At 69.3% G+C, this 23,791-nt stretch carries 20 protein-coding genes and 1 tRNA gene; 14 read left to right on the top strand and 7 right to left on the bottom strand.

What is annotated here, in order from left to right:
• The first annotated feature begins 58 nt into the window (after positions 1 to 58).
• The 3 genes from PGN14_RS05030 to PGN14_RS05020 all read left to right on the top strand — a co-directional run bounded on the left by PGN14_RS05030 (position 59) and on the right by PGN14_RS05020 (position 4,698).
• Positions 59 to 1,816 carry a fatty acyl-AMP ligase gene (locus PGN14_RS05030; RefSeq protein ID WP_335298332.1) on the top strand — a complete coding sequence of 586 codons (1,758 nt, stop codon included), beginning with the start codon at positions 59 to 61 and terminating at the stop codon, positions 1,814 to 1,816.
• A 385-nt stretch (positions 1,817 to 2,201) separates the two neighbouring features.
• Positions 2,202 to 4,571 carry a putative bifunctional diguanylate cyclase/phosphodiesterase gene (locus PGN14_RS05025; protein WP_335298331.1) on the top strand — a complete coding sequence of 790 codons (2,370 nt, stop codon included), beginning with the start codon at positions 2,202 to 2,204 and terminating at the stop codon, positions 4,569 to 4,571.
• Positions 4,572 to 4,622: 51 nt separating this feature from the next.
• A tRNA-Trp gene (locus tag PGN14_RS05020) sits at positions 4,623 to 4,698 on the top strand.
• Positions 4,699 to 4,856: 158 nt separating this feature from the next.
• On the opposite strand, the gene PGN14_RS05015 is transcribed toward PGN14_RS05020, so the two are convergent.
• Positions 4,857 to 7,883: a TonB-dependent receptor plug domain-containing protein gene (locus tag PGN14_RS05015; protein WP_335298330.1), complete on the bottom strand. Its 3,027-nt coding sequence runs from the start codon at positions 7,881 to 7,883 to the stop codon at positions 4,857 to 4,859.
• Between the two features lie 302 nt (positions 7,884 to 8,185).
• Between PGN14_RS05015 and PGN14_RS05010 the strand changes: the two genes are divergently transcribed.
• The gene (locus tag PGN14_RS05010) at positions 8,186 to 8,530 is read left to right on the top strand and encodes a hypothetical protein (protein ID WP_335298329.1); all 345 of its coding nucleotides are present in this window, start codon (positions 8,186 to 8,188) and stop codon (positions 8,528 to 8,530) included.
• Positions 8,531 to 8,577: 47 nt separating this feature from the next.
• Here the strand turns inward: PGN14_RS05010 and PGN14_RS05005 are convergent, their stop codons facing one another.
• Positions 8,578 to 8,913, bottom strand: a complete 336-nt coding sequence (locus PGN14_RS05005) for a hypothetical protein (RefSeq protein WP_335298328.1) — start codon at positions 8,911 to 8,913, stop codon at positions 8,578 to 8,580.
• 151 nt (positions 8,914 to 9,064) lie between these two features.
• On the opposite strand from PGN14_RS05005, the gene PGN14_RS05000 reads away from it, so the two are divergent.
• The 3 genes from PGN14_RS05000 to nusG all read left to right on the top strand — a co-directional run bounded on the left by PGN14_RS05000 (position 9,065) and on the right by nusG (position 10,284).
• A complete protein-coding gene (locus tag PGN14_RS05000) occupies positions 9,065 to 9,310 on the top strand; it encodes a hypothetical protein (protein ID WP_335298327.1) in 246 nt (81 codons plus the stop codon).
• A gap of 216 nt (positions 9,311 to 9,526) precedes the next feature.
• Positions 9,527 to 9,724, top strand: a complete 198-nt coding sequence (gene secE / locus PGN14_RS04995; protein ID WP_335298582.1) for a preprotein translocase subunit SecE — start codon at positions 9,527 to 9,529, stop codon at positions 9,722 to 9,724.
• A 23-nt stretch (positions 9,725 to 9,747) separates the two neighbouring features.
• Positions 9,748 to 10,284 (top strand): transcription termination/antitermination protein NusG, encoded by a 537-nt coding sequence (nusG, locus tag PGN14_RS04990; RefSeq protein ID WP_335298326.1) that lies wholly within the window; start codon positions 9,748 to 9,750, stop codon positions 10,282 to 10,284.
• Positions 10,285 to 10,535: 251 nt separating this feature from the next.
• Here nusG and PGN14_RS04985 read toward each other — a convergent pair whose 3' ends face one another.
• Entirely contained in the window at positions 10,536 to 12,383 is a 1,848-nt protein-coding gene (locus PGN14_RS04985) for a methyl-accepting chemotaxis protein (protein WP_335298325.1), read from the bottom strand.
• A gap of 238 nt (positions 12,384 to 12,621) precedes the next feature.
• Between PGN14_RS04985 and rplK the strand changes: the two genes are divergently transcribed.
• Positions 12,622 to 13,053: a 50S ribosomal protein L11 gene (rplK, locus tag PGN14_RS04980; protein WP_335298324.1), complete on the top strand. Its 432-nt coding sequence runs from the start codon at positions 12,622 to 12,624 to the stop codon at positions 13,051 to 13,053.
• A 4-nt stretch (positions 13,054 to 13,057) separates the two neighbouring features.
• Positions 13,058 to 13,750, top strand: coding sequence for a 50S ribosomal protein L1 (gene rplA, locus PGN14_RS04975; protein ID WP_335298323.1), 693 nt, complete (start codon positions 13,058 to 13,060; stop codon positions 13,748 to 13,750).
• 340 nt (positions 13,751 to 14,090) lie between these two features.
• On the opposite strand, the gene PGN14_RS04970 is transcribed toward rplA, so the two are convergent.
• Positions 14,091 to 15,209 carry a citrate synthase gene (locus PGN14_RS04970; RefSeq protein WP_335298322.1) on the bottom strand — a complete coding sequence of 373 codons (1,119 nt, stop codon included), beginning with the start codon at positions 15,207 to 15,209 and terminating at the stop codon, positions 14,091 to 14,093.
• A 76-nt stretch (positions 15,210 to 15,285) separates the two neighbouring features.
• Between PGN14_RS04970 and PGN14_RS04965 the strand changes: the two genes are divergently transcribed.
• Complete coding sequence (locus tag PGN14_RS04965) at positions 15,286 to 16,350, top strand: citrate synthase/methylcitrate synthase (RefSeq protein ID WP_335298321.1); 1,065 nt, start codon at positions 15,286 to 15,288, stop codon at positions 16,348 to 16,350.
• A gap of 115 nt (positions 16,351 to 16,465) precedes the next feature.
• Here PGN14_RS04965 and PGN14_RS04960 read toward each other — a convergent pair whose 3' ends face one another.
• Entirely contained in the window at positions 16,466 to 17,218 is a 753-nt protein-coding gene (locus PGN14_RS04960) for an outer membrane protein (RefSeq protein ID WP_335298320.1), read from the bottom strand.
• A 151-nt stretch (positions 17,219 to 17,369) separates the two neighbouring features.
• On the opposite strand from PGN14_RS04960, the gene PGN14_RS04955 reads away from it, so the two are divergent.
• The 4 genes from PGN14_RS04955 (at position 17,370) to PGN14_RS04940 (ending at position 22,128) form a co-directional block, all read left to right on the top strand.
• Positions 17,370 to 18,533, top strand: a complete 1,164-nt coding sequence (locus PGN14_RS04955) for an alpha-hydroxy-acid oxidizing protein (protein ID WP_335298319.1) — start codon at positions 17,370 to 17,372, stop codon at positions 18,531 to 18,533.
• A 184-nt stretch (positions 18,534 to 18,717) separates the two neighbouring features.
• Complete coding sequence (gene ychF, locus PGN14_RS04950) at positions 18,718 to 19,818, top strand: redox-regulated ATPase YchF (protein ID WP_335298318.1); 1,101 nt, start codon at positions 18,718 to 18,720, stop codon at positions 19,816 to 19,818.
• A 487-nt stretch (positions 19,819 to 20,305) separates the two neighbouring features.
• Positions 20,306 to 21,661 carry an alkaline phosphatase family protein gene (locus tag PGN14_RS04945; protein WP_335298317.1) on the top strand — a complete coding sequence of 452 codons (1,356 nt, stop codon included), beginning with the start codon at positions 20,306 to 20,308 and terminating at the stop codon, positions 21,659 to 21,661.
• A gap of 17 nt (positions 21,662 to 21,678) precedes the next feature.
• The gene (locus tag PGN14_RS04940; protein WP_335298316.1) at positions 21,679 to 22,128 is read left to right on the top strand and encodes a MaoC family dehydratase; all 450 of its coding nucleotides are present in this window, start codon (positions 21,679 to 21,681) and stop codon (positions 22,126 to 22,128) included.
• 203 nt (positions 22,129 to 22,331) lie between these two features.
• Here PGN14_RS04940 and PGN14_RS04935 read toward each other — a convergent pair whose 3' ends face one another.
• Entirely contained in the window at positions 22,332 to 22,907 is a 576-nt protein-coding gene (locus PGN14_RS04935) for a hypothetical protein (protein ID WP_335298315.1), read from the bottom strand.
• Positions 22,908 to 23,217: 310 nt separating this feature from the next.
• The gene (locus tag PGN14_RS04930) at positions 23,218 to 23,748 is read right to left on the bottom strand and encodes an adenine phosphoribosyltransferase (protein WP_335298314.1); all 531 of its coding nucleotides are present in this window, start codon (positions 23,746 to 23,748) and stop codon (positions 23,218 to 23,220) included.
• Positions 23,749 to 23,791: the final 43 nt, after the last annotated feature.

Below are 23,791 nucleotides of genomic sequence, written 5' to 3'. Positions count from 1 at the left end.
GCGAGGGCGCGCGGATGCGCCGCCCCGACCGCGGCACCGGCCGCCACAGGGACACAGAATGACGACCGATACCGCCTTCATCGCCACCGCGGACGCCCCCGTCCAGACGCCGATCGCGGACACGCTGCCGCGCCGGTTGTCCGACTTCGCGACGCTGGGCGAGGCGCTGGACTATGCCGCGCGCGGACAGCGCGGGCTGAACTTCCACGACGCGCGCGGCACGCTGGTGCGCGGCTATCCCTTTGCGACGATGCGCGACGATGCGCGCGCCATGGCGCTGCGGCTGATCGCGATGGGCGTGACGCCGGGCGAGCGGATCGCGATCGTGGCGGAGACGAGCGCGGAATTCGGCGCCTTGTTCTTCGGCACCGTGCTGGCGGGCGCCTGGCCGGTGCCGCTGCCGCTGCCGACCTCGTTCGGCGGGCGTGAAAGCTATATCGACCAGTTGCGCGTGCAGCTGTCGAGCTGCGATCCGACGATGCTGATCTACCCGCCCGAGCTGGGCGCGCTGGCGGGCGCCGCGGCGGAGGCGGCCGGGGTGACCGGGCTCGACTGGGCCGATCTCGCCACCCGCCCCGCCCCCGAAGCGGCGCTGCCGCAGGCGTCGGGCGACGACGTCTGCTACCTGCAATATTCCAGCGGCTCGACGCGCTTCCCGCACGGCGTCGCGATCACGCATCGCGCCTTGCTCAGCAACCTGGCCGCGCATGCGCATGGCGTGCGCATCCAGGACAGCGACCGCTGCGTCTCGTGGCTGCCGTGGTATCACGACATGGGGCTGGTCGGCTGCTTCCTGTCGCCGGTCGCCAACCAGGTGTCGACCGATTATCTGAAGACCGAGGATTTCGCGCGCCGCCCGCTGTCGTGGCTGGACCTGATCAGCCGCAATCCGGGCACCTCGCTCAGCTATTCGCCGACCTTCGGCTATGACATCTGCGCGCGCCGCATCTCCAGCCAGACCAAGGCGTCGGACCGCTTCGACCTGTCGCGCTGGCGCGTGGCGGGCAATGGCGCGGACATGATCCGCCCCGACGTGATGCAGGCGTTCGTCGATGCCTTCGCCGATGCCGGCTTCCAGGCGACCGCCTTCCTGCCCTCCTATGGCCTCGCCGAGGCGACGCTGGCGGTGTCGCTGATGCCGCCGGGCGAGGGCATCCGCGTCGAGCTGGTCGAGGAGACCGAGCTGTCGGGCGGGCAGCATGGCGAGGACCGTCCGCAGCGCTATCGCGCGATCGTGAACTGCGGCAAGGCGGTGCGCGACATGGAGATCCAGGTCCGCGAGGAGGACGGCACCCCGCTGCCCGACGGCGCGATCGGCAAGGTGTGGTGCCGCGGGCCGAGCGTCATGGTCGGCTATTTCCGCGATCAGGCGTCCACCGACGCCTGTCTGGTCGACGGCTGGCTCGACACCGGCGACATGGGGTACATGTCGGACGGCTATATCTTCATCGTCGGCCGCGCCAAGGACATGATCATCATCAATGGCCGCAACCACTGGCCGCAGGATATCGAATGGGCGGTCGAGCAGCTCCCCGGGTTCAAGGCGGGCGACATCGCCGCCTTCGCGATCACCACGCCGGGCGGCGAGGAGACGCCGGCGGTGCTGGTGCAGTGCCGCAGCTCCGACGAGGCGGAGCGCGTCCGCCTGCGCGACGAGATCCGCGACCGGGTGCGGTCGGTGACGGGCATGAACTGCGTCGTCGAACTGATCCCCCCGCGCACGCTGCCGCGCACCAGCTCCGGCAAGCTGAGCCGCGCCAAGGCGCGCAACCTGTATCTGGCGGGCGAGATCAAGCCCTACGATCTGGCGGCCTGAACCGCGGGGGTGGTGGGGCGACGGCAATGACGTTGGCGCAATTCAGTTGAGGCGACATCGGTCCGTCATTGCGAGTGAAGCGACGCAATCCAGTGTTCCGCGCGTTGCCCTGGATTGCTTCGCTCCGCTCGCAATGACGATCCGGAATCATCCGATGGCACCACCCTGTTCCCCGGCGGAGGCCGGGGTCCAGTGACGGTCGGCCCGTGAAATACGGAAACCGCTCGCGACTGGACCCCGGCCTTCGCCGGGGAACAGAATGTGCCGAGGTTCACTCCGGCGTGACGCAACCAACCGCGTGACGGCTGGCCGCTCCGAAGGGTTAACACGCCCTTCGCCGTCCGCCTTAACGGTTGGACAAGCCCGCGGGTGGTAGCCTCGGGACGTGCCCGATGCGTCCTCGCCCTCGCTGCCCGCCATCCCCACCGCCGCCCTTCTCGGCCTGCGTGACGGGCCGGATGCGGCGGCATGGGCGCGGATCCGCGCCGGGCTGATCTTCGCGGGGCGGCAGTTCGCGCTGTTCCTGCTCGCCGCCAACCTGATCGGCGCCGCGATCGTCACCATGTTGTTCGCGCACCTCGTGCCGCTGCCGCTGCTCGGCGGCTGGGCCGGTGCGACCGCCGCAATCGCGGTCGGCATCGCGGTGCGCCGGCTGCGCGGCACCGCGCGGCTCGATGGCTATGCCACGGTGGAGGAGCTGCGCGGCACCGCCTGGGAAGGACTGGTGCTGGCGCTCGCCTGGAGTGCGGCGCCGTTGCTGTTCGGCGATACGGGCGACCTGATCGCGACGCTGGGCCTGTGGGGCGTGCTGGCGGTGCTGATGACCGGCGCGGCGATGGCGATGGCGCCGCTGCTGCTCTCCACCTTGTCGCTGCTGGGTGCGGTGACGATCGCGACGGTCGTGCCGCTGGCGTTGCGCGACGGCCATGTCGCCGCCGCCGCCGCGACGCTGTTCGCCATGCTGCTGGCGGTCGCCGCGATCACCCGCGCCCGCACGCTGGCGCAGGTACGCGCCGCCGCATTGTCGCTCAGCGACCGCGACGCGACCGTCAGCCTGCTGCTGGGCGAGTTCGCCGAGGACGGCACGGGCGACGGCGCGAGTGACGGCGCGGGCTGGCTGTGGGAGACCGACGCCGCGCGCCGCATCGTCCGTGCCTCGCCGCGGTTCGCGCTGGCGTGCGGGATCGATCCCGCCGCGATCGACGGCCAGCCCTTCCTCCAGCTGCTCGCCGGCCCCGCCTGGGACAGCGGCGCCTTCTCCTCCGGGCTGCGCCAGGTGGCGGAGCGGATGAAGAACCGGCAGGGATTCCGCGACATCGCGCTGCCCATCGTCGTGCAGAGGCAGGAGCGCTGGTGGACGCTCACCGCCTCGCCGCGCATCGATGCGGACGGGCATTTCTGCGGCTTTCGCGGCGTCGGCACCGACATCACCGAACAGCGCGCCTCGGCCGACCGGATCCATCGCATGGCGCGCTTCGACGCGCTGACCGGGCTGCCCAACCGCCAACACGTCACCGAGACGCTGACCGAGGCGCTGGCGGCGGCGGAGAAGTGGAAGGCGCGCTGCACCTTCATGATGATCGACCTCGACCGCTTCAAGGCGATCAACGACACGCTCGGCCATCCCGTGGGCGACCGGCTGCTGGGGATGGTGTCGCAGCGGCTGGGCGCGCTGATGAGCGAGAACGAGCTGGTCGGGCGGCTGGGCGGCGACGAATTCGCGGTCGTGGTGCGCGACGGCGACCAGGCGGTGCGGACCGAGCGCCTCGCCCACACCATCATCCACACGCTGTCGCAGCCCTATGAGCTGGACGAGCACATGCTCTATATCGGCGCGTCGGTCGGCATCGCCACCTCGCCCCGCGACGGGCGCACCGCCGATGCGCTGGTGCGCTCCGCCGACCTCGCGCTGTACCGGTCGAAGGATCGCGGCGGCGGCGTGGTGCAGGCATACGAACCGCAACTGCATGCCCAGGCGGAGGAGCGCCGCCTGCTGGAACTGGCGCTGCGCGAGGCGCTGGAGAAGGGCGAGCTGCACCTCCATTACCAGCCGGTGGTGGAGGCCGCGACCGGCGCGCTGTGCGGGTTCGAGGCGCTGTTGCGCTGGCAGCATCCCACGCTGGGCCTCGTCCCGCCCGCCAAGTTCATCCCGATCGCGCAGGAGACGCGGCTGATCGGGCCCATCGGCGAATGGGTGGTGCGCACCGCCTGTGCGGAGGCGGCGCGCTGGCCGGCGGCGTTGCGGCTGTCGATCAACGTCTCCGCCGAACAGCTCCACCATCCGCAATTCGTCGCGGTCCTCGCCTCCGCGTTGTCGAACAGCGGGCTGGCGCCGGCGCGGCTCGACCTGGAAGTGACCGAGAGCGTCTATCGCACCGAGGGCACCGGCACCGCGCGCGTGCTCGACGGGGTGCGCCATCTGGGCGTGGGACTGTGCCTCGACGATTTCGGGACCGGGCCGTCGGCACTCGGCTATCTGGGCACTGCCCGCTTCTCCGCGATCAAGATCGACCGCAGCTTCGTGTGCAAGGCGTCCGAGGGCGCGGCCGAGGCGATCGCGATCGTGCGCGCGGTCGTCGCGCTCGCCGGCAGCCTGGGGATGGCGACGGTCGCGGAAGGGGTGGAGACCGACGACGAGCTGCACACCGTGCGCACGCTCGGCTGCTCCCATGTCCAGGGCCATTATTTCGGCCGCCCGCTGCCGGTGGAGGAAGCCCGCACGCTGGCGATGCGCACCGCGACCCGCGCGGCCTGATTCCACCCGCTTGACGCGGATGCGACGGGGAAGCTAGGGGGTCGGGTACACAGGAGTGTAGCTCAGTTGGTAGAGCATCGGTCTCCAAAACCGAGGGCCCACGGTTCGAGTCCGTGCACTCCTGCCATTCTTCATCATCACTGAATCGATCGGCGGGCGTCCCACGGGGCGCGCCGCCGTTGCCGCATGCGTCGCGCGTCGGCGCATGGCTCCGCGCCGGATCGCAACGGAAAAGGGCGGCCGCGTTGCCGCGACCGCCCTTCCCCTGGCACCTGATGCGCGCGATCAGAACTTCAGACGCGCACCGATCGTGAACGACCGGCCGATCGGATCGTAGATCGTCGGGAAGGTGTTGCCGCTGTTGTACGACGTACCACCCACGCCCGCGCCGACGAGCGGCGGCTGCTTGTCGAACAGATTGTCGACCGTCAGGCTCACCTCGACGTTTTCGGTCGGGATCACGCGGAACGCCAGATCGAAATAGTCATAAGCCGGGATACGACGGAACGCCGACAGGATGGTCGACGGGTTCGGACCACCCGGCTGCGGCACGTTGCCGGTCAGACGGGTCGCGAGGAACGGCTCCAGCGACACGCTGCTGACATGGCTCCAAAGCAGCGAGACGTCGAACGTCGGCTGGCTATAGGTCAGGCGACCGTTCCAGCGCCACTCCGCACGCGGGTTCTGACACCCGCCGGCGCTGTAATAGCCGGTGCAATCACGATTGATCGCGTTCGGCGTCGCCTGGAAGTGGTAATAGTCCAGCCACGTGGCGTTGAAGCCCATCGTCACGATACCGGCATCGTTGACGCCCACGTCCTGCAGCGGAACGCGCTGCGTGACGCCCACGTCGATGCCTGCGGTTTCGATCACGCCCAGGTTCGAGTAGGTCAGGATCACGCCCGGCGTTTCGCCGGCACCGTTCAGGCTGCCGGTCAGCGGGTTGCGACCGATCAGCTGGCAGAAGGCGTTGTACGTGAAGCTGGGGTTCAGCGTCGCCGAATAGCAGCCGTTCAGGATGTCCGACTGCGCCGGCTGGGTGATCGCGTTGCGCACCCGGATGTTGAAGTAATCGACCGTCAGCGAGAAGCCCGGCAGGAAGCGCGGCGAGATGACGCCGCCCAGCGTGTAGGTCTTCGCCCGCTCGACATCCAGATCGCGGTTGCCCGACGTGGTGTTGTTGATCTGCCCGGAGGTCGGCGACGGGATCGATCCGATCGTGCCGGCCGGCGCGCCAGTGGCGACGCAGAGCGCGGCAAGACCGCTCGACAGACCCGAACCCTGGCACGGATCGACCGTCAGGTTGCCCAGGCCCTGCACCGGCGACTGGTACAGCTCCTGGATGTTGGGCGAGCGCACCGCGACCGTGTAGGTGCCGCGGAACTTGAAGCCCTCATACGGCTCCCAGGTGCCGCCCGCCTTCCACGTCGTGCTGCCGCCCGTCGTGGTATAGTCGGAGTAGCGGATGCCGGCCTCGGCCGACAGGCGATGGAAGAACGGACGATCCTCGATCAGCGGGATGTTGATCTCGCCGAAGACTTCCTTGACGCTGTACTCACCCACGTCCGACGGCGTCCGCGCGCCGGTGCCGAGCACCTCGCCCTGGATCTGCGACGGGCCATCGGGCTGCGTGCTGGCGGAGATCTTGCGATACTCGCCACCGACCGCGACCGCGATCTTGCTGGACGCGAGCGGCGAGGTGAACAGATCGGCCGACACGTTGCCGGTGATGACCGTCTGGCGCACCTTGCGGTTGATGATCGCGTCCAGATCGATGAACGCCAGCTGCTCCGGCGTGATCGAGCCATTGGCGCCGAACAGGTTGAGCGGGACGCAATTGTTGCTGGTGTCCGCGCAACGGATGTTGCCGCTGGCGTCGCGATAGGCGCGCAGCGACTGCTGCACCTTGCTGTACGAACCCCAGTTCAGACGCGTCTGGTTCTGAGTCGTCTCGCCGTATTGCGCCGACAGGTCGTACTTCACGCCCTCGACGATCTGACCACGGAACCCGCCCTGAAGCTGGAACATCTGCGATTCGAAGATGTTGCCGCGCGGACCATATTCGGTGAAGCGGCGCTGCGCGACCACGGGGATCTCGATATAGCCCGCGGTGCCCGGCCCGCCCTGCACCGCCGCTGCGGCGGCGCAATTGGCGGGCGAGATCGGCTGGATGCCCGACACGGTCGTGTTGGTGTCGAAACCGGCGCACAGCTGGTTACGGACGCCGACCGGCAGGTACGGGTTGTTCAGCGCGAGCTGGTAGGTGTTGCTGAACGTGCCCGACGGCGCGAGCTGCGTCGCGATCCGGTTCCGCGTGAACATCGCGCTAGTGTAGAATTCCACACCGTCGGTCACCTCGTAATGACCCGCGGCATAGACGTTGATGCGGTCCAGCGGCGTCTGGAAGTAGGTGCCGTTGTTGGTATTGTACGTGTCCGCCGCGGTCGCCGCCTGGAGCAGCCCCGTGGTCGGGTTCACGACCGCGCCGAAGCTGCTCGCCGGAAGGCCGAGCGCCGCGTTGGTCGGCGAGGCGAAGATCGTCACCTGGGCCGCCGTCGCGCCCTGGAACAGGCCGGTGGTCGAGCTGACCGGGAAGGCCGCGATCGAGCGGGCGGTGTGCAGCAGCGGCTTGGCCTGGGTGTAGCCGCCGCTGATGACCACGTTACCGCGGCCGTCGGCGAAGTTCGCGCCGAGCACCAGATCCGCCTTGAAGCGCGCCGCATCGCCGCGCTCGGAAATGCGATAGCTGGTGGTCGCATCGACGCCGGAGAAGTCGCGACGGGTGATGAAGTTGACGACGCCCGCGACGGCATCCGCGCCATAAGTCGCCGACGCACCGCCGGTCAGCACCTCGACGCGCTGGATCAGCGCGACCGGGATGTTGTTGGTGTCGGTCAGGCCGTCGAGGCCATATGGCGTCAGGCGGCGACCATCGAGCAGGACCAGCGTGCGCTGCTCGCCGATGCCGCGCAGGTTGAGCGTCGACGAACCGTCGGAGCCGTTGTTGACGCCCGCGCCGATCGACGGCCGGATCGCCGGCAGGTTGCGCAGCAGATCGTCGGCGGTGCCCGGCTGGCGGAACTGGATTTCCTGCTGGCCGATCACGTTGACCGGGCTGGCCAGTTCGAGATCGGTCCGCGCGATGCGCGATCCGGTGACGACGATGTCAACGCCGGTGTCCGTCTGCGCGGCATCGGCCTGCGCGTCCGGCGACGTCTGTACCGGCTCCGCGACCTGCGCGAAGGCAGGCGTGCCGATCACGCCCGCAAAGAGAGTGGACGCCAGCAAATACTGGCGAAACGTGCCTGTCATGGAAAACCCCCAATATGACCCTACGGACCCACACTTCCCCAGTGAGGGACCGATGGGGTTTTTCTGCACGGCCCGTGCGCAGGTGCAACAGACATTGCACGAAGCTAATACGAACATGACATCGCTGTGACAAAAGTGCTGCAAAGCGGCAGCGTCGCTACCCTAGTTGCAACATCCCTGCTTTTGTCGCCAATCTGAACCTGCGGCATCTAGATGTTGTTTCGCGTTCATGCAACGCGCGGGTGCCCACGGGCATTGTTGCTTCCGTCCGGCATGACGCCGCAACAACGGGAGTATTCGTCATGAAGCGTATCATTGCCCTGTCGCTCGCCGCCACCGTGATGGCCGCGCCGCTGGCCGCCGCGGCGCAGACGCGCACCGTGACCGCCGCGGAAAAGCAGCGGCTGATCGACGAGGCCAAGGCGGAGAACCAGCGGCTGGCCGAGCGCGAGAAGGAATTCTACGCCAGCCAGGAACGCCTTCAGGCGCAGCTGAAGGAAGCGCGCGCCAGCGGCAATACCGCGCGCGTCACCGAATTGCAGACGCTGGTGGCGCGCAACGAGGCGCAGCGCGAGCGCCAGCGCGCCGCCAATGCCGATCGCCAGCGCCGCATCCAGGCGATCTACGCGCTCCAGGTGCGCGACTGACACAGGACACCGGCCGGTCCGCGGCGTCGCACGGCTACGCGGACCGGCTATTCCTTGTCCTCGACATAGGCGCCGCTGTCACCCTGCACCCGGTGCAGCGTGCGCGTCGCTTTCTTGCGTGCCTTGTCCATCGTCTGCACCGCCTGGTTGGCGGTATGGATCACCTTGGTACGGCCATGGAGACCCAGGTTGATGATCGCGAACCACGCGACCGCGCAGGCCATTCCCCCCGCGATCAGATAATAGCGCCGCAGCTGCCGGCTGCGCCCGCCGTGCATCACCAGCCGTCGGTCGCAATGGCGGCAGCGATAGACCGTGGTGCCGGGCCGCGCGGTGTCGCGCGCCTGCCAGCTATGCCATCCCAATACGCAGAACATCGACATCGCTCCGGGTTGCGCGCGTCCGCGCCGGCTTGCAACACCCAAGTCGTCGCATGCCTGCCGCGAACCGCCGCTTGCTCTGGATCAAACGCGTGACCCATGTGTTGCAGTTCCCGTGTCCGCAGCCCGGACATGCGACAACGGGAGTCTCCTCATGCGATCCATCCTCGCCGGCGCCGCCGCGATCGGCCTTCTTGCCACCCCCACCCTCGCCGCCGCGGCCCCCGCCGCGACCAATCCCGCCGCCAGCCTGTCGGTGGGCAAGGCGCGCGCCGGCACCTCGACCGCGAAGAACAGCGAGCTGGCCGGCGCGGGCCTGCTGGGCGCGGTGATCCTGGCGGGTGTCGCCGCGATCGGCGTGATCGCGATCGTCAACGACGACAATTCCGACAGCAACTGATCGCCGCCGGATGGCGGTGCGCGACGACGGGGCGGGTGCCGGGCGGCGCCCGCCCCGTTTGCGTGAGCGCGCGTCCGGGTCATGCTTGCCTTTTCGCGGCACGCGGCCTATGTCCCGCCCCCATCCCACAGCGCGGACGGCCATCACCGCTTCCTTCATCCGGGAAGCGGTGGCGGCCCCATGCCGGGACGACACACGAAGCAAGGCTTTACCGACGTGGCGAAGACGACACCGCTCGAATTCATCAAGCAGGTCCGCACCGAGACCGCCAAGGTCGTCTGGCCCACGGGCCGCGAGACGGTGATGACGGGCGTGATGGTCGTCATCATGACGACGGTGCTGGCGGTCTTCTTCCTCGGCGTCGACAGCTTCTTCAATGCGGTGGTCAAGCTGCTGCTCAGCCTGGCACGATAAGAACAGACGGGAACAGAGACGCGATGGCGCGCTGGTACATCATCCACGCCTACTCGGGCTTCGAGGGCAAGGTCCGCGATTCGATCATGTCGGAGGCGGCCCGCATGGGGCTGGAGCAACTGGTCGAGCAGATCGAGGTGCCGACCGAGACGGTGACCGAGGCGCGCCGCGGCAAGAAGATTTCGGTCGAGCGCAAGTTCATGCCGGGCTATGTGCTGGCCAAGCTGGCGATGAACGACGACGTCTATCACCTGGTCAAGAACACGCCCAAGGTGACGGGATTCCTCGGCTCCTCGGGCAAACCGCAGCCGATCAGCGACGCCGAAGCCGCGCGGATGCTGAACAGCAAGGAAGAGACCGCCGCCGCGCCGAAGACCAAGGTCAAGGTGGATTACGAGATCGGCGACGCGGTGAAGGTGCTGGAAGGCCCGTTCGCCAGCTTCAACGGCACCGTCGAGGAACTCGATTTCGACAAGAGCAAGGTCAAGGTGTCGGTCAGCATCTTCGGTCGCGCCACCCCGGTCGAGCTGGACTTCGAGCAGGTCGAGCGCAGCAAGTAACGCGCGCCGGACGCGCAACAGGAAAAGGGCCGGAACCTCCGTGGAGGTTCCGGCCCTTTTCGCATGCGACATTGTCGCGCGTGCGGAGCTTCGCTTGTACGCTCGGCGGCACCTTCAGACGTCGCCTCGCCTGCCTTGAAGAAACCGTCACCCCGGACTTGTTCCGGCATGACGGCAAGGACGTTTGCAAAGGTCCGGCCTCCGCCGGGGAGCAGACGGGCAATGTCCCCGCCGCAGCCCCGCGGATCGTCTCAGAACTCCGACCAGTCCTCCGCCACCGCGGCATTGCCCATGCTGCGATGCGCGCGCGGCTCGGGCGTCGGCCGGCTGGCGATCGCCGTCGCGGCGCGCGCCTGCAACTGGTGGACCGGGGATGCGCTGCGCGCCTCGGCGGGGCTGCGACCCAGCTCGAACCGGGCCACTTCGCGCGTCATGTTCTGCGTTTCCTCGGCCAGGCTGCGCGCGGCGGCGGTGGTTTCCTCCACCATCGCGGCATTCTGCTGCGTCACGCCGTCCATCTCGGCCACGGCGGTGTTGACCTGGGTCAGCCCGGTCGCCTGCTGATCCGCGGCGGCGGCGATGTCGCCGACCAGACGGCTGATCTCGCCGATACGCCCGGTGATGCGCCCCAGCGCATCGCCCGTCTCGCCCACCAGCCGCACGCCGATCTCCACCTGCTCGCCGGACGCGGTGATCCGGGCCTTGACGTCCTTCGCCGCATCGGCGGAACGTTGCGCCAGCGCGCGCACCTCGCTCGCCACCACCGCGAAGCCCTTGCCCGCGTCGCCCGCGCGCGCCGCCTCGACCCCGGCGTTGAGCGCCAGCAGGTTGGTCTGGAACGCGATGCCGTCGATCACGGCGATGATCTCGGTGATCTCCGCGGAGGAGCGCTCGATCCCGTTCATTGCCGCCACCGCCTTGCGCACCACCTCGCCGGACACCTCCACGTCATGTCGCGCCTCGACGACGACGGTGTTGGCGCGGGTGGCGTTGGACGCGGTTTCGCGCACCGTCTCCGTGATCTCGTGCATCGCGGCGGCGGTTTCCTCCAGGCTTGCGGCCTGCTGCTCGGTCCGGCGCGAGAGGTCGTCGGACGCCTGGCGGATGTCGACCGCGCCGTTCTCGATCCCCTTCGCGCTGTCCACCACCGCGGACAGCGTGGTGGAGACCGCGGTCATCGCATGGTTGAAGTCGGTCTTCAGCTTCGCGAACGGCCCGACCAGTTCGACCTCGACCCGCGCGGTCAGATCGCCGCGGGCCAGCGAATCGAGGCCCGACCCGATGCTGTCGACGATCAGCCGGGTCTGCTCCTGCTTCGCCGCCTCGGCCGCCGACAGCTGGTCGGCCACCATCGAACGCGCCAGCGCGCCGACCTCGTCGCGGCGATCGTCGATCGCGACCTCCGCGCGCAGGTCACCCGCAGCCAGCCTGCCCATGGTCGCGGTCATGGCGGTCAGCGGCGTCGCGATGCCGCGGATCAGCGACAGCAGCAGCACGATCGCCAGCGCGACGACCCCGAGCGCGAGCGCGATCGAGATGTTGCGCGACCAGATATGGGTGGCGTCCGCCGCCGCCATCACCTCGTCCATGACCTGGATCTGCACCGCCTTCATCTCCGCCGCGGTGGCATTCGCGCGCCGGAAGAACGGCCGTGCCGCGCGGAAGCTGGCGAACGCCTCGTCGTTGCGGTTGACATGCGCCAGTTGCAGCGTGGTGCGCGCACGCGCCAGATAGGCGGCCCATTCCTGCTTGAACCGCGCCGTCGCCGCGATCGCCTTCGGGGCCTTGAGGGTGCGATCGAGATAGGCGATGTGCCGATCGATCGATGCCGCCTGATCGACCGTGACCTTCTCCGCGGCGGCGATGTCCGCAGCGTCGCTCGACAGGATGCTCGTCATCACGCCGATCCGATAGTCGGACGTGGCGGTATTGATCGCGGCGATCGCGATCAGCTTGTCACGGCGATCCCGCCCCAGTTCGCTGGCGGCGGCGTTCAACCGCTGCTGGCTGACCACCGACGCAGCCGCCATGACCACGAGCGCGACCACCAGAATACCGAATACGAGCGACAGCTTCGCGCTGATCTTCAAATTTGTCACGGTTCCATCATCCAGATTTCATCGAATCGGGACGTAGTGGCGAACCGTTATGAAGGGGTTGCCAACCATGCGCCCGCCGCTGCCGGTTGCATTGTACCGCCACATCGGCTAGGGGCGCGCGCTTCCAACGCAGAGACGCAGAGGAAAGCTTGCGGGAGGGTGCGGCGACGCGCCCGTTCGACCGCTCGACTTGAAGCAGGGCCGGCGCCTTCGGCGTCCGCCCGGAACAGAGAGTGACATGGCAAAGAAGATCACCGGCTATATCAAGCTGCAGGTGCCTGCGGGCGCCGCCAACCCCTCGCCTCCGATCGGCCCCGCGCTGGGTCAGCGCGGCGTCAACATCATGGAATTCTGCAAGGCGTTCAACGCACAGACCGGCGAGATGGAGAAGGGCGCACCGCTGCCCACCGTCATCACCGTCTATGCCGACCGCTCCTTCTCCTTCGTGACGAAGACGCCGCCGGCGACCTTCCTCATCAAGAAGGCGGCGAACCTGAAGTCGGGCTCGAAGGAGCCGGGCAAGGTGTCCGCGGGGAAGATCAAGCGCTCGCAGCTGGCCGAGATCGCGCAGACCAAGATGAAGGATCTGAACGCGAACGACATCGACGCGGCGACCAAGATCATCGAAGGCTCGGCCCGCGCGATGGGCCTCGAAGTGGTGGAGGGCTGAGGCCGTGGCGAAGCTGACCAAGAAGCAGAAGGCCGTGACGATCGACCGTGAGAAGCTGCACGGCGTCGACGAGGCGATCAGCCTGGCGAAGTCGGGCGCCACGTCGAAGTTCGACGAGACGATCGAGGTCGCGCTGAACCTGGGCGTCGACCCGCGTCACGCCGACCAGATGGTGCGCGGCGTCGTCACGCTGCCGGCCGGCACCGGCAAGACGGTGCGCGTCGGCGTGTTCGCACGCGGCGCGAAGGCGGACGAGGCCCGCGAGGCGGGTGCGGACGTCGTCGGTGCCGAGGACCTGATGGAGACGATCCAGGGCGGCACGATCGATTTCGACCGCTGCATCGCGACCCCGGACATGATGGGCATCGTCGGCCGGCTGGGCAAGGTGCTGGGTCCCAAGGGCCTGATGCCGAACCCGAAGCTGGGCACCGTGACGATGAACGTCGCCGAGGCGGTGAAGGCGGCCAAGGGCGGCCAGGTCGAGTATCGCGTCGAGAAGGCCGGCATCATCCACTCCGGCATCGGCAAGGCGTCGTTCGCGCAGGAAGACCTGCGCCGCAACTTCGACGCGCTGGTCGACGCGGTGGTGAAGGCCAAGCCGTCGGGCGCGAAGGGCAAGTATGTCCGCAAGATCGCGGTGTCCTCGACCATGGGTCCGGGGATCAAGGTGGACGTGGCCGAGGTGTCGGCGGCCTGATTCGCACGCGGATAGCGCGAGCTATCCGCGAGACGGACAGGCCCGGCCGGCGCGGCGGCACGCCGCGACCGACGTGAGGGACCGGATTCACTCCGGTCCCGGCCTGAACGATAAAGAGGGGTCGGCGGATCGTTCCGCCGGCCCCTTTCTTGTTTTCCGGACGGGGTTCTCGGTGAGACATCGGCCCCTCACCCGCTTCGGGTGAACAGCGCCCCGCGCTGTTCAGTCCATGCCGGGGGCATGGGCGACCCGAAGCGCCTCTCCCCAGGGGGAGAGGGCTAGGAGCAAAGACATAAGCCCTCTCCCCTCCGGGGAGAGGGTTGGGTGAGGGGCCGATGTCTCACCGAGAACCCCGTCCCGAATACCGCGCCCGCGGCCGGATGATCGCCCCAGTCTGCGCCTGTTCCATGACATGCGCGGCCCAGCCGATGCTGCGTCCCAGCGCGAACAGGCGGAAGCTGGCGTCGTCGGGAAGCGCCAGCGCGCGCGTCATCGCCAGCAAGGCGAGATCGACATTGGGCGCGGCGTCGCACGCCTCCGCCGCCGCATCGCGCAGGCGCGCCAGCGCATCGTCCAACGTCACTACCGCCAGCAGCGCCGTCGCGCGCGGGTCACCCAGCGGGTAGAGCGGGTGGCCGAACCCCGGCAGCGCGTGATGATCCGCCAGCCAGCGCGCGACCGCGGCCTCCGCCCCGCGCGTCACCGCCTCCTGCGCCAGCGCTGCGGTGGCCGCGCCCGCGCGCCCGTGCCGCGGCCCCGACAGCGCCGACAGCCCCGCCAGCAGGCAGGCCGGCATCGACGCCCCCGTCGAAGCCGCGACCCGCGCCGCAAAGGTGGAGGCGTTCAGTTCGTGGTCCGCCAGCAGCACCAGCGCGCGTCGCACGACCTCCGCCGCACCGCAGTCGAGCCCCCAGCCGCGCGACAGCCGCTGGTGGAGCGCCCCCTCCCCCGTCGCGCCCAGCGCCGTCGCCAGCGTGGCCACCGCACCGGCGGCATCCGCGCAGAGCCGGTCGCGCGATCGTCCCGGCAGCGCGCGCGCCGCCGCCACCATCCCGGCGAGCGCGGCGAACGGATCGGGCGCGGCCTCGACCGGCGGGAAGACGGGCCGGTCGGGCGCGTCCCACAGCAGCCGCGCGACCTCCTCGACGGTCGCATGTTCGGCCAGCACTGCGGCATCCTGCCCGCGATAGATCAGCCCGCCGTGGACGACGGTGGAGATCGCGGTGTCGATCACCGGCTCGCCCCAGGCGATCGCACTGGCGGCGATCGCGGCGGGGCGGCGGCCGCGCGCGCGGCGCTGGGTGAGCGCGGCGATATCGTCGCTGCGATACTGGCTGCGCCGTGGATCGGCCGGATCGGCACGGCGCGCGATCAGACCGCGGCTGACATAGGCGTAGAGCGTCTGCGCCGCGACGCCCAGTTCGGCCAGCGCCTGCTCGCGCGAATACCAGCTATCCATTGATCCGCTTTATCAAGATTGATCCATATCCGCATCGTCCACATCCTTGGCACATTGCGCAAGGCAGGAGGACGTGATGGCGATCGGACTGGACGAGGTGGTGGCGGCGGAGACGGTGTTGTCGGACGTGGACGGCGCGCGCGGGCAGCTGGTGATCCGCGGCCACCGGCTGGACGATCTGGCCGGGCGGACGACGTTCGAGGAGGTGGTGGCGCTGCTGTTCGACGGTTTCCTGCCGCTGCCCGCCGACGTGCCGGTCGCGCTGGGCGCGGCGCGGATCGAGGCGTTCGCGATGGCGCGCCCGTTGCTGCCGCTGGTGCGCGACCGGCCGGTCTATGACGCGATGCGCGCGGTCATGGCGATGCTGCCCGACGGGACGACGACCGCCGATGCACTGCGGCTGGTGGCGGCGCCCGCGGTGCTGATCCCGGCGTTGCTGCGGCAGGCGGGGGGCGCAGCGCCGATCGCGCCCGATGCCGCCACCGGACATGCCGCCGATGTCGTGCGGATGCTGGGGCATGGCGCGGATGGCGCGCGCGCCGCCGCGCTCGACACCTATCTGGTGACGGTGTGCGACCATGGCCTCAACGCCTCCACCTTCGCCGCGCGCGTCGTCGCCTCGACCGCGGCGGGGCTGACGTCGGCGGTGCTCGCCGGGCTGGGCGCGCTGAAGGGACCGCTCCACGGCGGCGCGCCGGGGCCGGTGCTCGACATGCTCGACGCGATCGCGCAGGCCGGCGACGCGCGCGCCTGGCTGAGCCACGAAGTGGCACGCGGCGAGCGGCTGATGGGGTTCGGGCATCGTATCTACCGCGTGCGCGATCCGCGCGCGGATGCGCTGAAGGCCGCGGTGGCGCGGCTGCCGCAGACCGCGGGGCGGCTGGACGAGGCGCAGGCGATCGAGGCGATCGCGCTCGACGTGCTGCGCGCGCATCGGCCCGGGCGCGTGCTGGAGACGAACGTGGAATTCTACACCGCGCTGCTGCTGGAGGCGGTCGGCTTCCCGCGCGAGGCGTTCACGGGCGTGTTCGCGATGGGGCGCGTGGCGGGGTGGATCGCACATGCGCGCGAGCAGGCGCTGACCGGGCGGCTGATCCGGCCGCAGTCGCGCTATATCCCGCCGAGCGCGGCGGCGGCGTGAGAGGTGGATGCCTCTTCCTTCGTCACCCCGGACCTGATCCGGGGTCCCGCTTCTTCACCACGTCGGAGAGGAAGCGGGACCCCGGCTCAAGGCCGGGGTGACGGCGGGAGGGCGATCAGAAGCGGAAGCGCAGCCCGGCCGAGATGGTGTCGGTCTTCACCTTGCCGATCGTCACGCCCGCGTTGGACGAATCCTCGTCGGTGATGGTCGCGCCGTTGGTCTGGCGGCGGCGATAGTCGATCGCCAGCGCGACCGAGCGGTTGAGGTCGACCGAGACGCCCGCGCCCAGCTGCCACGCGAAGCGCGCCTTGCCCTCGCCGCCCAGCTCGTAGCCCGCAAGGCCGGCACCACCGCCGACATAGGGCGTCACGATCGAGCCGGTCGGGATGTCGAGCCACAGGTTCGCCAGCGCGCTCAGCTGGCGCAGATGGTCGTCCTCATAGGTGAAGCTGTTGCCGCTGCCGCCGCACGCGGTGGTGTCCAGATAGTCGCACACGTCCTGGCGGATCGCCGGGGTGATCGTCACCGCCTGGTTGTTGATCGCGCGCAGCGTGAACTGCTTGGTGCGGTTGCGCGCATAATCGACCTGCACATCGGCGCGGATCATGCCGAAATCATAGCCGATCGTGCCGCCGAACGCGAAAGCGTCCTTGAAATCCACATCGAAGGTCGCGGTGTCGCGCGTGCCGGTGCCGCCGAACGTGCCACCGGCGTCGAAATAGCCGACATCGACGTTCTTGACCGAGGCGATCCCGCCGCGCAGCTCGACATAGGCGCCCTGCACATCCGCCGCATCCTGCGCCGCCGCAGCCCCCGCGAACAGCGTCGAGGCGACCGCGGCCGCCGTCCAGATCAACTTCTTCATCATCGTTACCCCTGTGCTCGCACGATCCCTCCGTCGCGCAGGAGGGACGCGTTAGCGCCGTCGGCGAATTGCGACATACCCCAAGCGGTGTAGGGCCGATCCCTCGACAAGCGCGCGGCGGGGCGCCACTCTGCGGCGCGACGGGAGAGGAAACATGCCGCATTACGGCGACCTGCAGAACGCGATCTATGGCGCCGGGCTGATGGGCGTGCAGCCGACCTGGCCGGTCGATTTCGCCACGCTGAAGGCACGCGCGGAGGCGGCGATGCCGCCGGCCGTGCTCAATTACGTCCAGGGCGGGTGCGGCGACGAATGGACGCAGGACGAGAATGCACGCGCCTTCCGCCACTGGGGCATGGTGCCGCGGATGATGGTGGATTGCACCCAGCGCGACCTGTCCACCACCCTGTTCGGGCGCGCGCTGCCCTCGCCCTTGTTCATGGCGCCGATCGGGGTGACCGGGATCGTGACGCAGGACCAGCATGGCGATCTGGCGGCGGCGCGCGCCTCGGCGATGACGGGCGTGCCGCTGACCGCGTCGACGCTGTCCAACGATCCGCTGGAGGAGGTGAAACGCGCATGCGGCGACACGCCGGCGCTGTTCCAGCTCTATACCCCGCGCGACAAGGACGTCGCCGCCAGCCTGGTGTCGCGTGCCGAGGCCGCCGGCTATGACGCGATCGTCGTGACGCTGGACACCTGGGTGACGGGGTGGCGGCCGCGCGACCTGAACGTGTCCAACTTCCCGCAGCTGCGCGGGCATGTGCTGACCAATTATTTCACCGATCCGGCGTTCCGCGCGCTGCTGGCGAAGCCGCCGGAGGAGGATCTGCGGGCGGCGATCGGGACATGGGGGGCGACCTTCGGCAAGGTGCTGACATGGGACGATATGGCGTGGCTACGCTCGCTGACGACGCTGCCGATCGTGCTGAAGGGCATCTGCCACCCCGACGACGCGCGGCGCGCGATCGATACGGGTGCGGATGCGATCTACGTCTCCAACCATGGCGGGCGGCAGGCGAACGGCGGGATCGCGGCGATCGACATGCTGCCCGGCGTGGCGGCGGCGGTGGCGCGGCGGGTGCCGGTGCTGTTCGACAGCGGCGTCCGGTCCGGGTCGGACGTGGTCAAGGCGGTGGCGCTGGGGGCGGATATGGTCGGCGTGGGGCGGCCGTACAGCTATGGCCTCGCGCTGGGCGGTGCCGACGGGTGCGCGCATGTGCTGCGCTGCCTGCTGGCGGAGGCGGATTTGCTGATGGCGGTCAACGGGATGCCGACGCTGAAGGCGGTGCGCGAGGCGGGAGCGGTGCGGACCTAAGCCCCTCCCCTTCAGGGGAGGGGTGGGGGTGGGGGAGGTCTCACCGAGCGCGGCGTTTGTGGCTCTTGACTGCCCCACCCCAACCCCTCCCCTGAAGGGGAGGGGCTTGATTGCGCTTAACCCCTCGCCAATCCCGCCCGCATCGCCTATCGGCGGCGCTTTCCACATCACACAGGTTTTCCCCATGGGTTTCCGCTGCGGCATCGTGGGCCTGCCCAACGTCGGCAAGTCCACTCTCTTCAACGCGCTGACCGAGACGGCCGCGGCGCAGGCGGCCAATTATCCCTTCTGCACGATCGAGCCGAACGTCGGCAACGTCGGCGTCCCCGATCCGCGGCTGGCCAAGCTCGCCGCGATCGCGGGATCGGGGAAGATCATCGAGACGCAGCTGGGCTTCGTCGACATCGCCGGTCTGGTGCGCGGCGCCAGCAAGGGCGAGGGGCTGGGCAACCAGTTCCTGGGCAATATCCGCGAGGTGGACGCGATCGTCCACGTCCTGCGCTGCTTCGAGAATGACGACATCCAGCATGTCGACAACCGCGTCGATCCGATCGCGGACGCGGAGACGGTCGAGACCGAGCTGATGCTGTCCGACCTCGACAGCCTGGAGAAGCGCGTCCCCAACCTCGCCAAGAAGGGGCAGCAGGGCGACAAGGAGGCGAAGCTGGCCGCCGTCGTGCTGGGCCGCGCGCTCGACCTGCTGCGCGACGGCAAGCCCGCGCGGCTGACCGCGACCGGCGATGCCGAGGAGAAGCGCGTGCTCGACCAGGCGCAGCTCTTGACCGCCAAGCCCGTCCTCTACGTCTGCAACGTGAACGAGGAGGATGCCGCGAACGGCAACGCGCTGTCGCAGAAGGTGTTCGACAAGGCGGCGGCGGAGGGCGCGCAGGCGGTGGTCGTCTCTGCCGCGATCGAGGCCGACATCGCGACCATGCCGGTCGAGGACCGCGCCGAATTCCTCGCCGAGCTGGGGCTGGAGGAGACCGGGCTGGGGCGCGTGATCCGCGCCGGCTATGCGCTGCTGCACCTGCTGACCTTCTTCACGGTCGGGCCGAAGGAGGCGCGCGCCTGGACGGTCGAGGCGGGGTCGAAGGCGCCGCAGGCGGCAGGCGCGATCCACTCCGATTTCGAGCGCGGCTTCATCCGCGCCGAGACGATCGCGTTCGACGATTATGTCGCCTGCAACGGCGAGGCCGGCGCGCGCGAGGCGGGCAAGCTGCGGCAGGAAGGCAAGGAATATGTCGTCCACGACGGCGACGTGATGCTGTTCCGCTTCAACGTCTGATCCGCATCCAAGCCCCTCTCCTTCAGGCGCATCCGGGGCGCTCGATACGGGGTCGGGGGTGGGGCAGTCACGAGCGGCATGCGAATAGGCTGCCTCCGGCGGACGCCCCCACCCCAACCCCTCCCCCGAGGGGGAGGGGCCTGATCACTTCACCACCGTCTGGTCCAGCAGGTTGCCGTAAGGCGCCTGTGGTGGCGTGGACGGTTCCGCGCGCGGCTCCAGCCACGTCGGCGTACCGCCGGGCGCCGGGGTCACCTGCATCACCGGTGTACGTGGCGGCGGCAGCGTCGAGGCCGGCGTCGGCTGGGCGGCGGCGGCGCCGTTCCCCTCCCCCTCGCCACCCCCCGCAGCCAGCGAGCAGCAGCAGCGGTACCAGCGCGGTGGCGAGCTTCGTCATGGCGGGTCAAAGCGCGATGGCGCCTGCGCGTTCCACCGCGCCCTTCATCGGGGACTTTCGCGCGTCATGTCAGCGGCGTAAGCGGACATCATGACCGTGAAGCCCATCGCGTCGCCGGGTGCCCCCGCCGTCGCCCTTCTCGCCGCCACTCTCGCGCTCCTATCGGGATGCGCCTACCCCTATCGTCCGCCGGCGCTGTCGCCGGTGACGCAGCCGGCGCCGGCCGGCGTCTCCCTTCCCCGCGCGGGCGCGCCGGTGGAGCTGCGCGCGCCGGTGACGATCCTGGTGTCGATCGACGGCTTCCGCCCGGATTATCTCGACCGCGGCGTCACCCCGCATCTGTCGCGGCTGGCGGCGGGCGGGGTCACCGGGCCGATGCGGCCGTCCTTCCCGTCGAAGACCTTTCCCAACCACTGGACGATCGTCACCGGCAAGGTGCCCGATCACCATGGCATCACCGCCAACAACATCGACGACCCCGCGCTGCCGGGCGATGCCTTCACGATGGCGAACGACGATCCCGCGTGGTGGAATGCGGCCGAGCCGATCTGGGTCACCGCGGAAAAGGCCGGGATCCGCACCGCGACGATGTTCTGGCCCGGCAGCAACGTGGGCTGGGGCGGCACGCGGGCGAAGGAATGGCCGCACGTCGTCACCGGCGCGACGCGCCCGTCCGACTGGCAGCAGTTCAACGAGGATCTGACGAGCGCGCAGCGCGTCGCCGCGGTGATCGACTGGCTGCGGCGCCCGGCGGCAACGCGGCCGCGCTTCGTCACGCTCTATTTCGACGCGGTCGACACGGCGGGGCATCAGTTCGGGCCGTATGACCCGCGCACCACCCAGGCGGTGGCCGGGGTGGATGCGCAGATCGGCGCGCTGGTGACGGGGCTGGCCGGGCTGGAGCAGCCCGCCAACCTCGTCATCCTGGCCGATCACGGCATGGCGGCGACCTCGTCCGCGCGGACGATCGCGCTCGACACGATCGTACCCCCCGCGGATGCGCGCGTGGTGGAGGCCGGTCCCTATGCGACGCTGGAACCCGCACCGGGGCGCGAGGCGGCGGTGGCGGCGGCGCTGCTGCGGCCGCATCCGCACATGACCTGCTGGCGCAAGGCGCACATCCCGACACGCTTCCGCTACGGCACCAACCCGCGCATCCCGCCGTTCCTTTGCCTGGCCGACGATCGCGGCACCGGCGGCGCATGGGTGATCGCCAAGACCGCGCCGACCAGGCCCAGCATCGGGGGCAACCACGGCTATGACAATGATGCCGCGGACATGCGCGCCTTGTTCATCGCCAACGGGCCGGCGTTCGTGGCCGGACGGCGCATCGGCACGTTCGACAATGTTGCGGTGGCGCCGTTGCTGCGCGACCTGCTCGGGCTGCCCGCGGGCACCGGGCTGGACGGCGACGATGGCGCGTTCCGCGACGTGCTGAAACGATAACGACGAGGGGCGAGAGGATGCAGTATTTCGAGGATCTGGCGGTCGGCACGGTTTCGCGCTTCGGCCGGTACGAGGTGACGCGCGACGAAGTCATCAGCTTCGCGCGTGCCTATGATCCGCAGCCGTTCCATCTGTCCGACGAAGCGGCGGCACAGACGCATTTCGGACGGCTGTCGGCGAGCGGATGGCATACATGCGCCATGGTGATGGCGATGCTGGTCGAGAATCTGAAGACGCACCGGCAGGCGGGGCTGGGATCGCCGGGGGTCGACGAATTGCGCTGGCTCAAGCCCGTCTATCCCGGTGACACGCTGCGCTGCGAAACCGAGCTGCTGGAAAAGCGCGTATCGCAGTCGCGCCCGGACATGGGCCTCTACAAGAGCCGGATCGTCGTGTTCAATCAGGACGACGTCGCGGTGCTTTCGATGATCTCCAACGGGATGATCGCCTGCCGCCCGGCGGGGTGAGCGCGACGCCGGTCGTCACCCCGGGGGTGAGAGAAGCGTTTCGCCTGCACCAAAGCGGCCGTCACCCCGGACTTGTTCCGGGGTCCACGCTTCCGCAAATCAGCAGCTTGTGACGATGCGGAGCGGTGGATGCCGGAACAAGTCCGGCATGACGGTGAAGAGTTTGCATCGGCCCCACCTAGGCCGGAATCCCGCTGTCGACCCTATCGCTCGCGCCGGGGCCGGAAGGCGCGGTCGGGGCGCGGGGTGCGATAGCCTTCGGCGCGGTTGGCGCGGCGCAGGTCGCGATAGTCCTGCCGCACGTCGCGGCGATAGTCGCGCGCGGCGTCGCGACGGCCGTCGCGGAACTGGTCGCGCGTGATCGTGCCGTTGCGATAGGCCTCGCGCTGCGCCCGCACGTCGCCGCGATAGTCGCGCCGTTCGCGCCGCACGTCGCGGCCGAACTCCTGCCAGTTGGCGCGCACGTCGCGATTGCCCCATCCACCGCGCCGCCCCTGCCAATAGCGGCGCTGGTCGGCGTTCCACGGATAGGCGCGGCGATAGCGGTCGTACACGACGGCGCCGGTGCCAGGATAATAATAGTCGCCATACCAGCCATAATAGCTCGGCACCCCGGCATAACCGACGCCGCCATAGGGACCACCGTAATAGGGATCGCCATAATAGCCTGCGCTGCCGTAGCCGACGTTGACGCCGCTATAGCCATAGCCATCGGTGCATGACGTGGTGGCCAATGCCAGCGCGCCCAGCCCGAACATCGCCCATCGATGGGGGAACATCGCCACTCTCCTGTACGCCGGAGGAACGGCGGGGGTTACGCACCGCCGGTGATGTGGCGAACGACGGGAGGTTGGGGAAGTTCCGGGAGGCTCTGCAAGCCCCTCCCCTTCAGGGGAGGGGTTGGGGTGGGGGAGCCTCGCAGAGACGGCCATTCGTGGCGCGCGACTCCCGCGCCCCGCCGAGCATCGTTTGCCTTTCCATAGGTTGCCCGCGCGATCCTCTCTGCGAGGCTCACCCCACCCCTGCCCCTCCCCTTCAGGGGAGGGGTTTTCGGGAGGAGCCCCCTCACCTGAAGGGGAGCGGCTTCGTTCAATGCCCCTCGAACGCCACCAGCGCGTCGACCGCGATCCCCTCGCCGCGCAGCAGGTCGGCGCCGCCCAGGTCCGGCAGGTCGACCAGGAACTGCGCCTGCGTGACCATCGCGCCCGCCTTGCGCAACAGGCGCACCGCGGCGCGCGCGGTGCCGCCGGTGGCGATCAGGTCGTCGATCAGCAGGACGCGCGCGCCCGGCGCCAGCGCATCGGCGTGCATCGCGATACGGTCGGTGCCATATTCCAGCGCGTAATCCTCCGCGATCGTGGCGCCGGGCAGCTTGCCGTCCTTGCGGATCAGCAGCACGCCCGCGCGCAGCGGCACCGCCAGCGCGGCGGCGAACAGGAAGCCGCGCGCCTCGATCCCGGCGACCAGATCGACGGGACCGTGCGTTGCCGCCACCATCCGCTCGACCGTGGTCGCCAGCCCGTGCGGGGACAGCAGCAGGGTGGTGATGTCGCGGAACTGGATGCCGGGCTTGGGGAAGTCCGGGATGGTGCGGATCAGCGCCTTCAGATCGTCGTTCATGTCGCGCGAGTACACGAAAACGGCGACCGGGACAGGATCCCGA

The organism is Sphingomonas adhaesiva (assembly GCF_036946305.1).
Classification (GTDB): Bacteria; Pseudomonadota; Alphaproteobacteria; order Sphingomonadales; family Sphingomonadaceae; genus Sphingomonas; species Sphingomonas adhaesiva_B.
This window is presented reverse-complemented; position numbering and strand designations above follow the sequence as displayed.

Bases quoted from the DNA above. Each gene is read 5' to 3' on its own strand.
- PGN14_RS05010 (WP_335298329.1), top strand. From the start codon at position 8,186: ATGAAGCGTATCATTGCCCTGTCGCTCGCCGCCACCGTGATGGCCGCG.
- PGN14_RS04930 (WP_335298314.1), bottom strand. From the start codon at position 23,748: ATGAACGACGATCTGAAGGCGCTGATCCGCACCATCCCGGACTTCCCC.
- PGN14_RS04940 (WP_335298316.1), top strand. From the start codon at position 21,679: ATGCAGTATTTCGAGGATCTGGCGGTCGGCACGGTTTCGCGCTTCGGC.
- nusG (WP_335298326.1), top strand. From the start codon at position 9,748: ATGGCGCGCTGGTACATCATCCACGCCTACTCGGGCTTCGAGGGCAAG.
- PGN14_RS04945 (WP_335298317.1), top strand. From the start codon at position 20,306: ATGACCGTGAAGCCCATCGCGTCGCCGGGTGCCCCCGCCGTCGCCCTT.
- PGN14_RS05005 (WP_335298328.1), bottom strand. From the start codon at position 8,913: ATGTCGATGTTCTGCGTATTGGGATGGCATAGCTGGCAGGCGCGCGAC.
- rplK (WP_335298324.1), top strand. From the start codon at position 12,622: ATGGCAAAGAAGATCACCGGCTATATCAAGCTGCAGGTGCCTGCGGGC.
- PGN14_RS04965 (WP_335298321.1), top strand. From the start codon at position 15,286: ATGGCGATCGGACTGGACGAGGTGGTGGCGGCGGAGACGGTGTTGTCG.
- PGN14_RS04935 (WP_335298315.1), bottom strand. From the start codon at position 22,907: ATGTTCCCCCATCGATGGGCGATGTTCGGGCTGGGCGCGCTGGCATTG.
- PGN14_RS04955 (WP_335298319.1), top strand. From the start codon at position 17,370: ATGCCGCATTACGGCGACCTGCAGAACGCGATCTATGGCGCCGGGCTG.
- ychF (WP_335298318.1), top strand. From the start codon at position 18,718: ATGGGTTTCCGCTGCGGCATCGTGGGCCTGCCCAACGTCGGCAAGTCC.
- PGN14_RS04960 (WP_335298320.1), bottom strand. From the start codon at position 17,218: ATGATGAAGAAGTTGATCTGGACGGCGGCCGCGGTCGCCTCGACGCTG.
- PGN14_RS05015 (WP_335298330.1), bottom strand. From the start codon at position 7,883: ATGACAGGCACGTTTCGCCAGTATTTGCTGGCGTCCACTCTCTTTGCG.
- PGN14_RS04970 (WP_335298322.1), bottom strand. From the start codon at position 15,209: ATGGATAGCTGGTATTCGCGCGAGCAGGCGCTGGCCGAACTGGGCGTC.
- PGN14_RS05000 (WP_335298327.1), top strand. From the start codon at position 9,065: ATGCGATCCATCCTCGCCGGCGCCGCCGCGATCGGCCTTCTTGCCACC.
- PGN14_RS05030 (WP_335298332.1), top strand. From the start codon at position 59: ATGACGACCGATACCGCCTTCATCGCCACCGCGGACGCCCCCGTCCAG.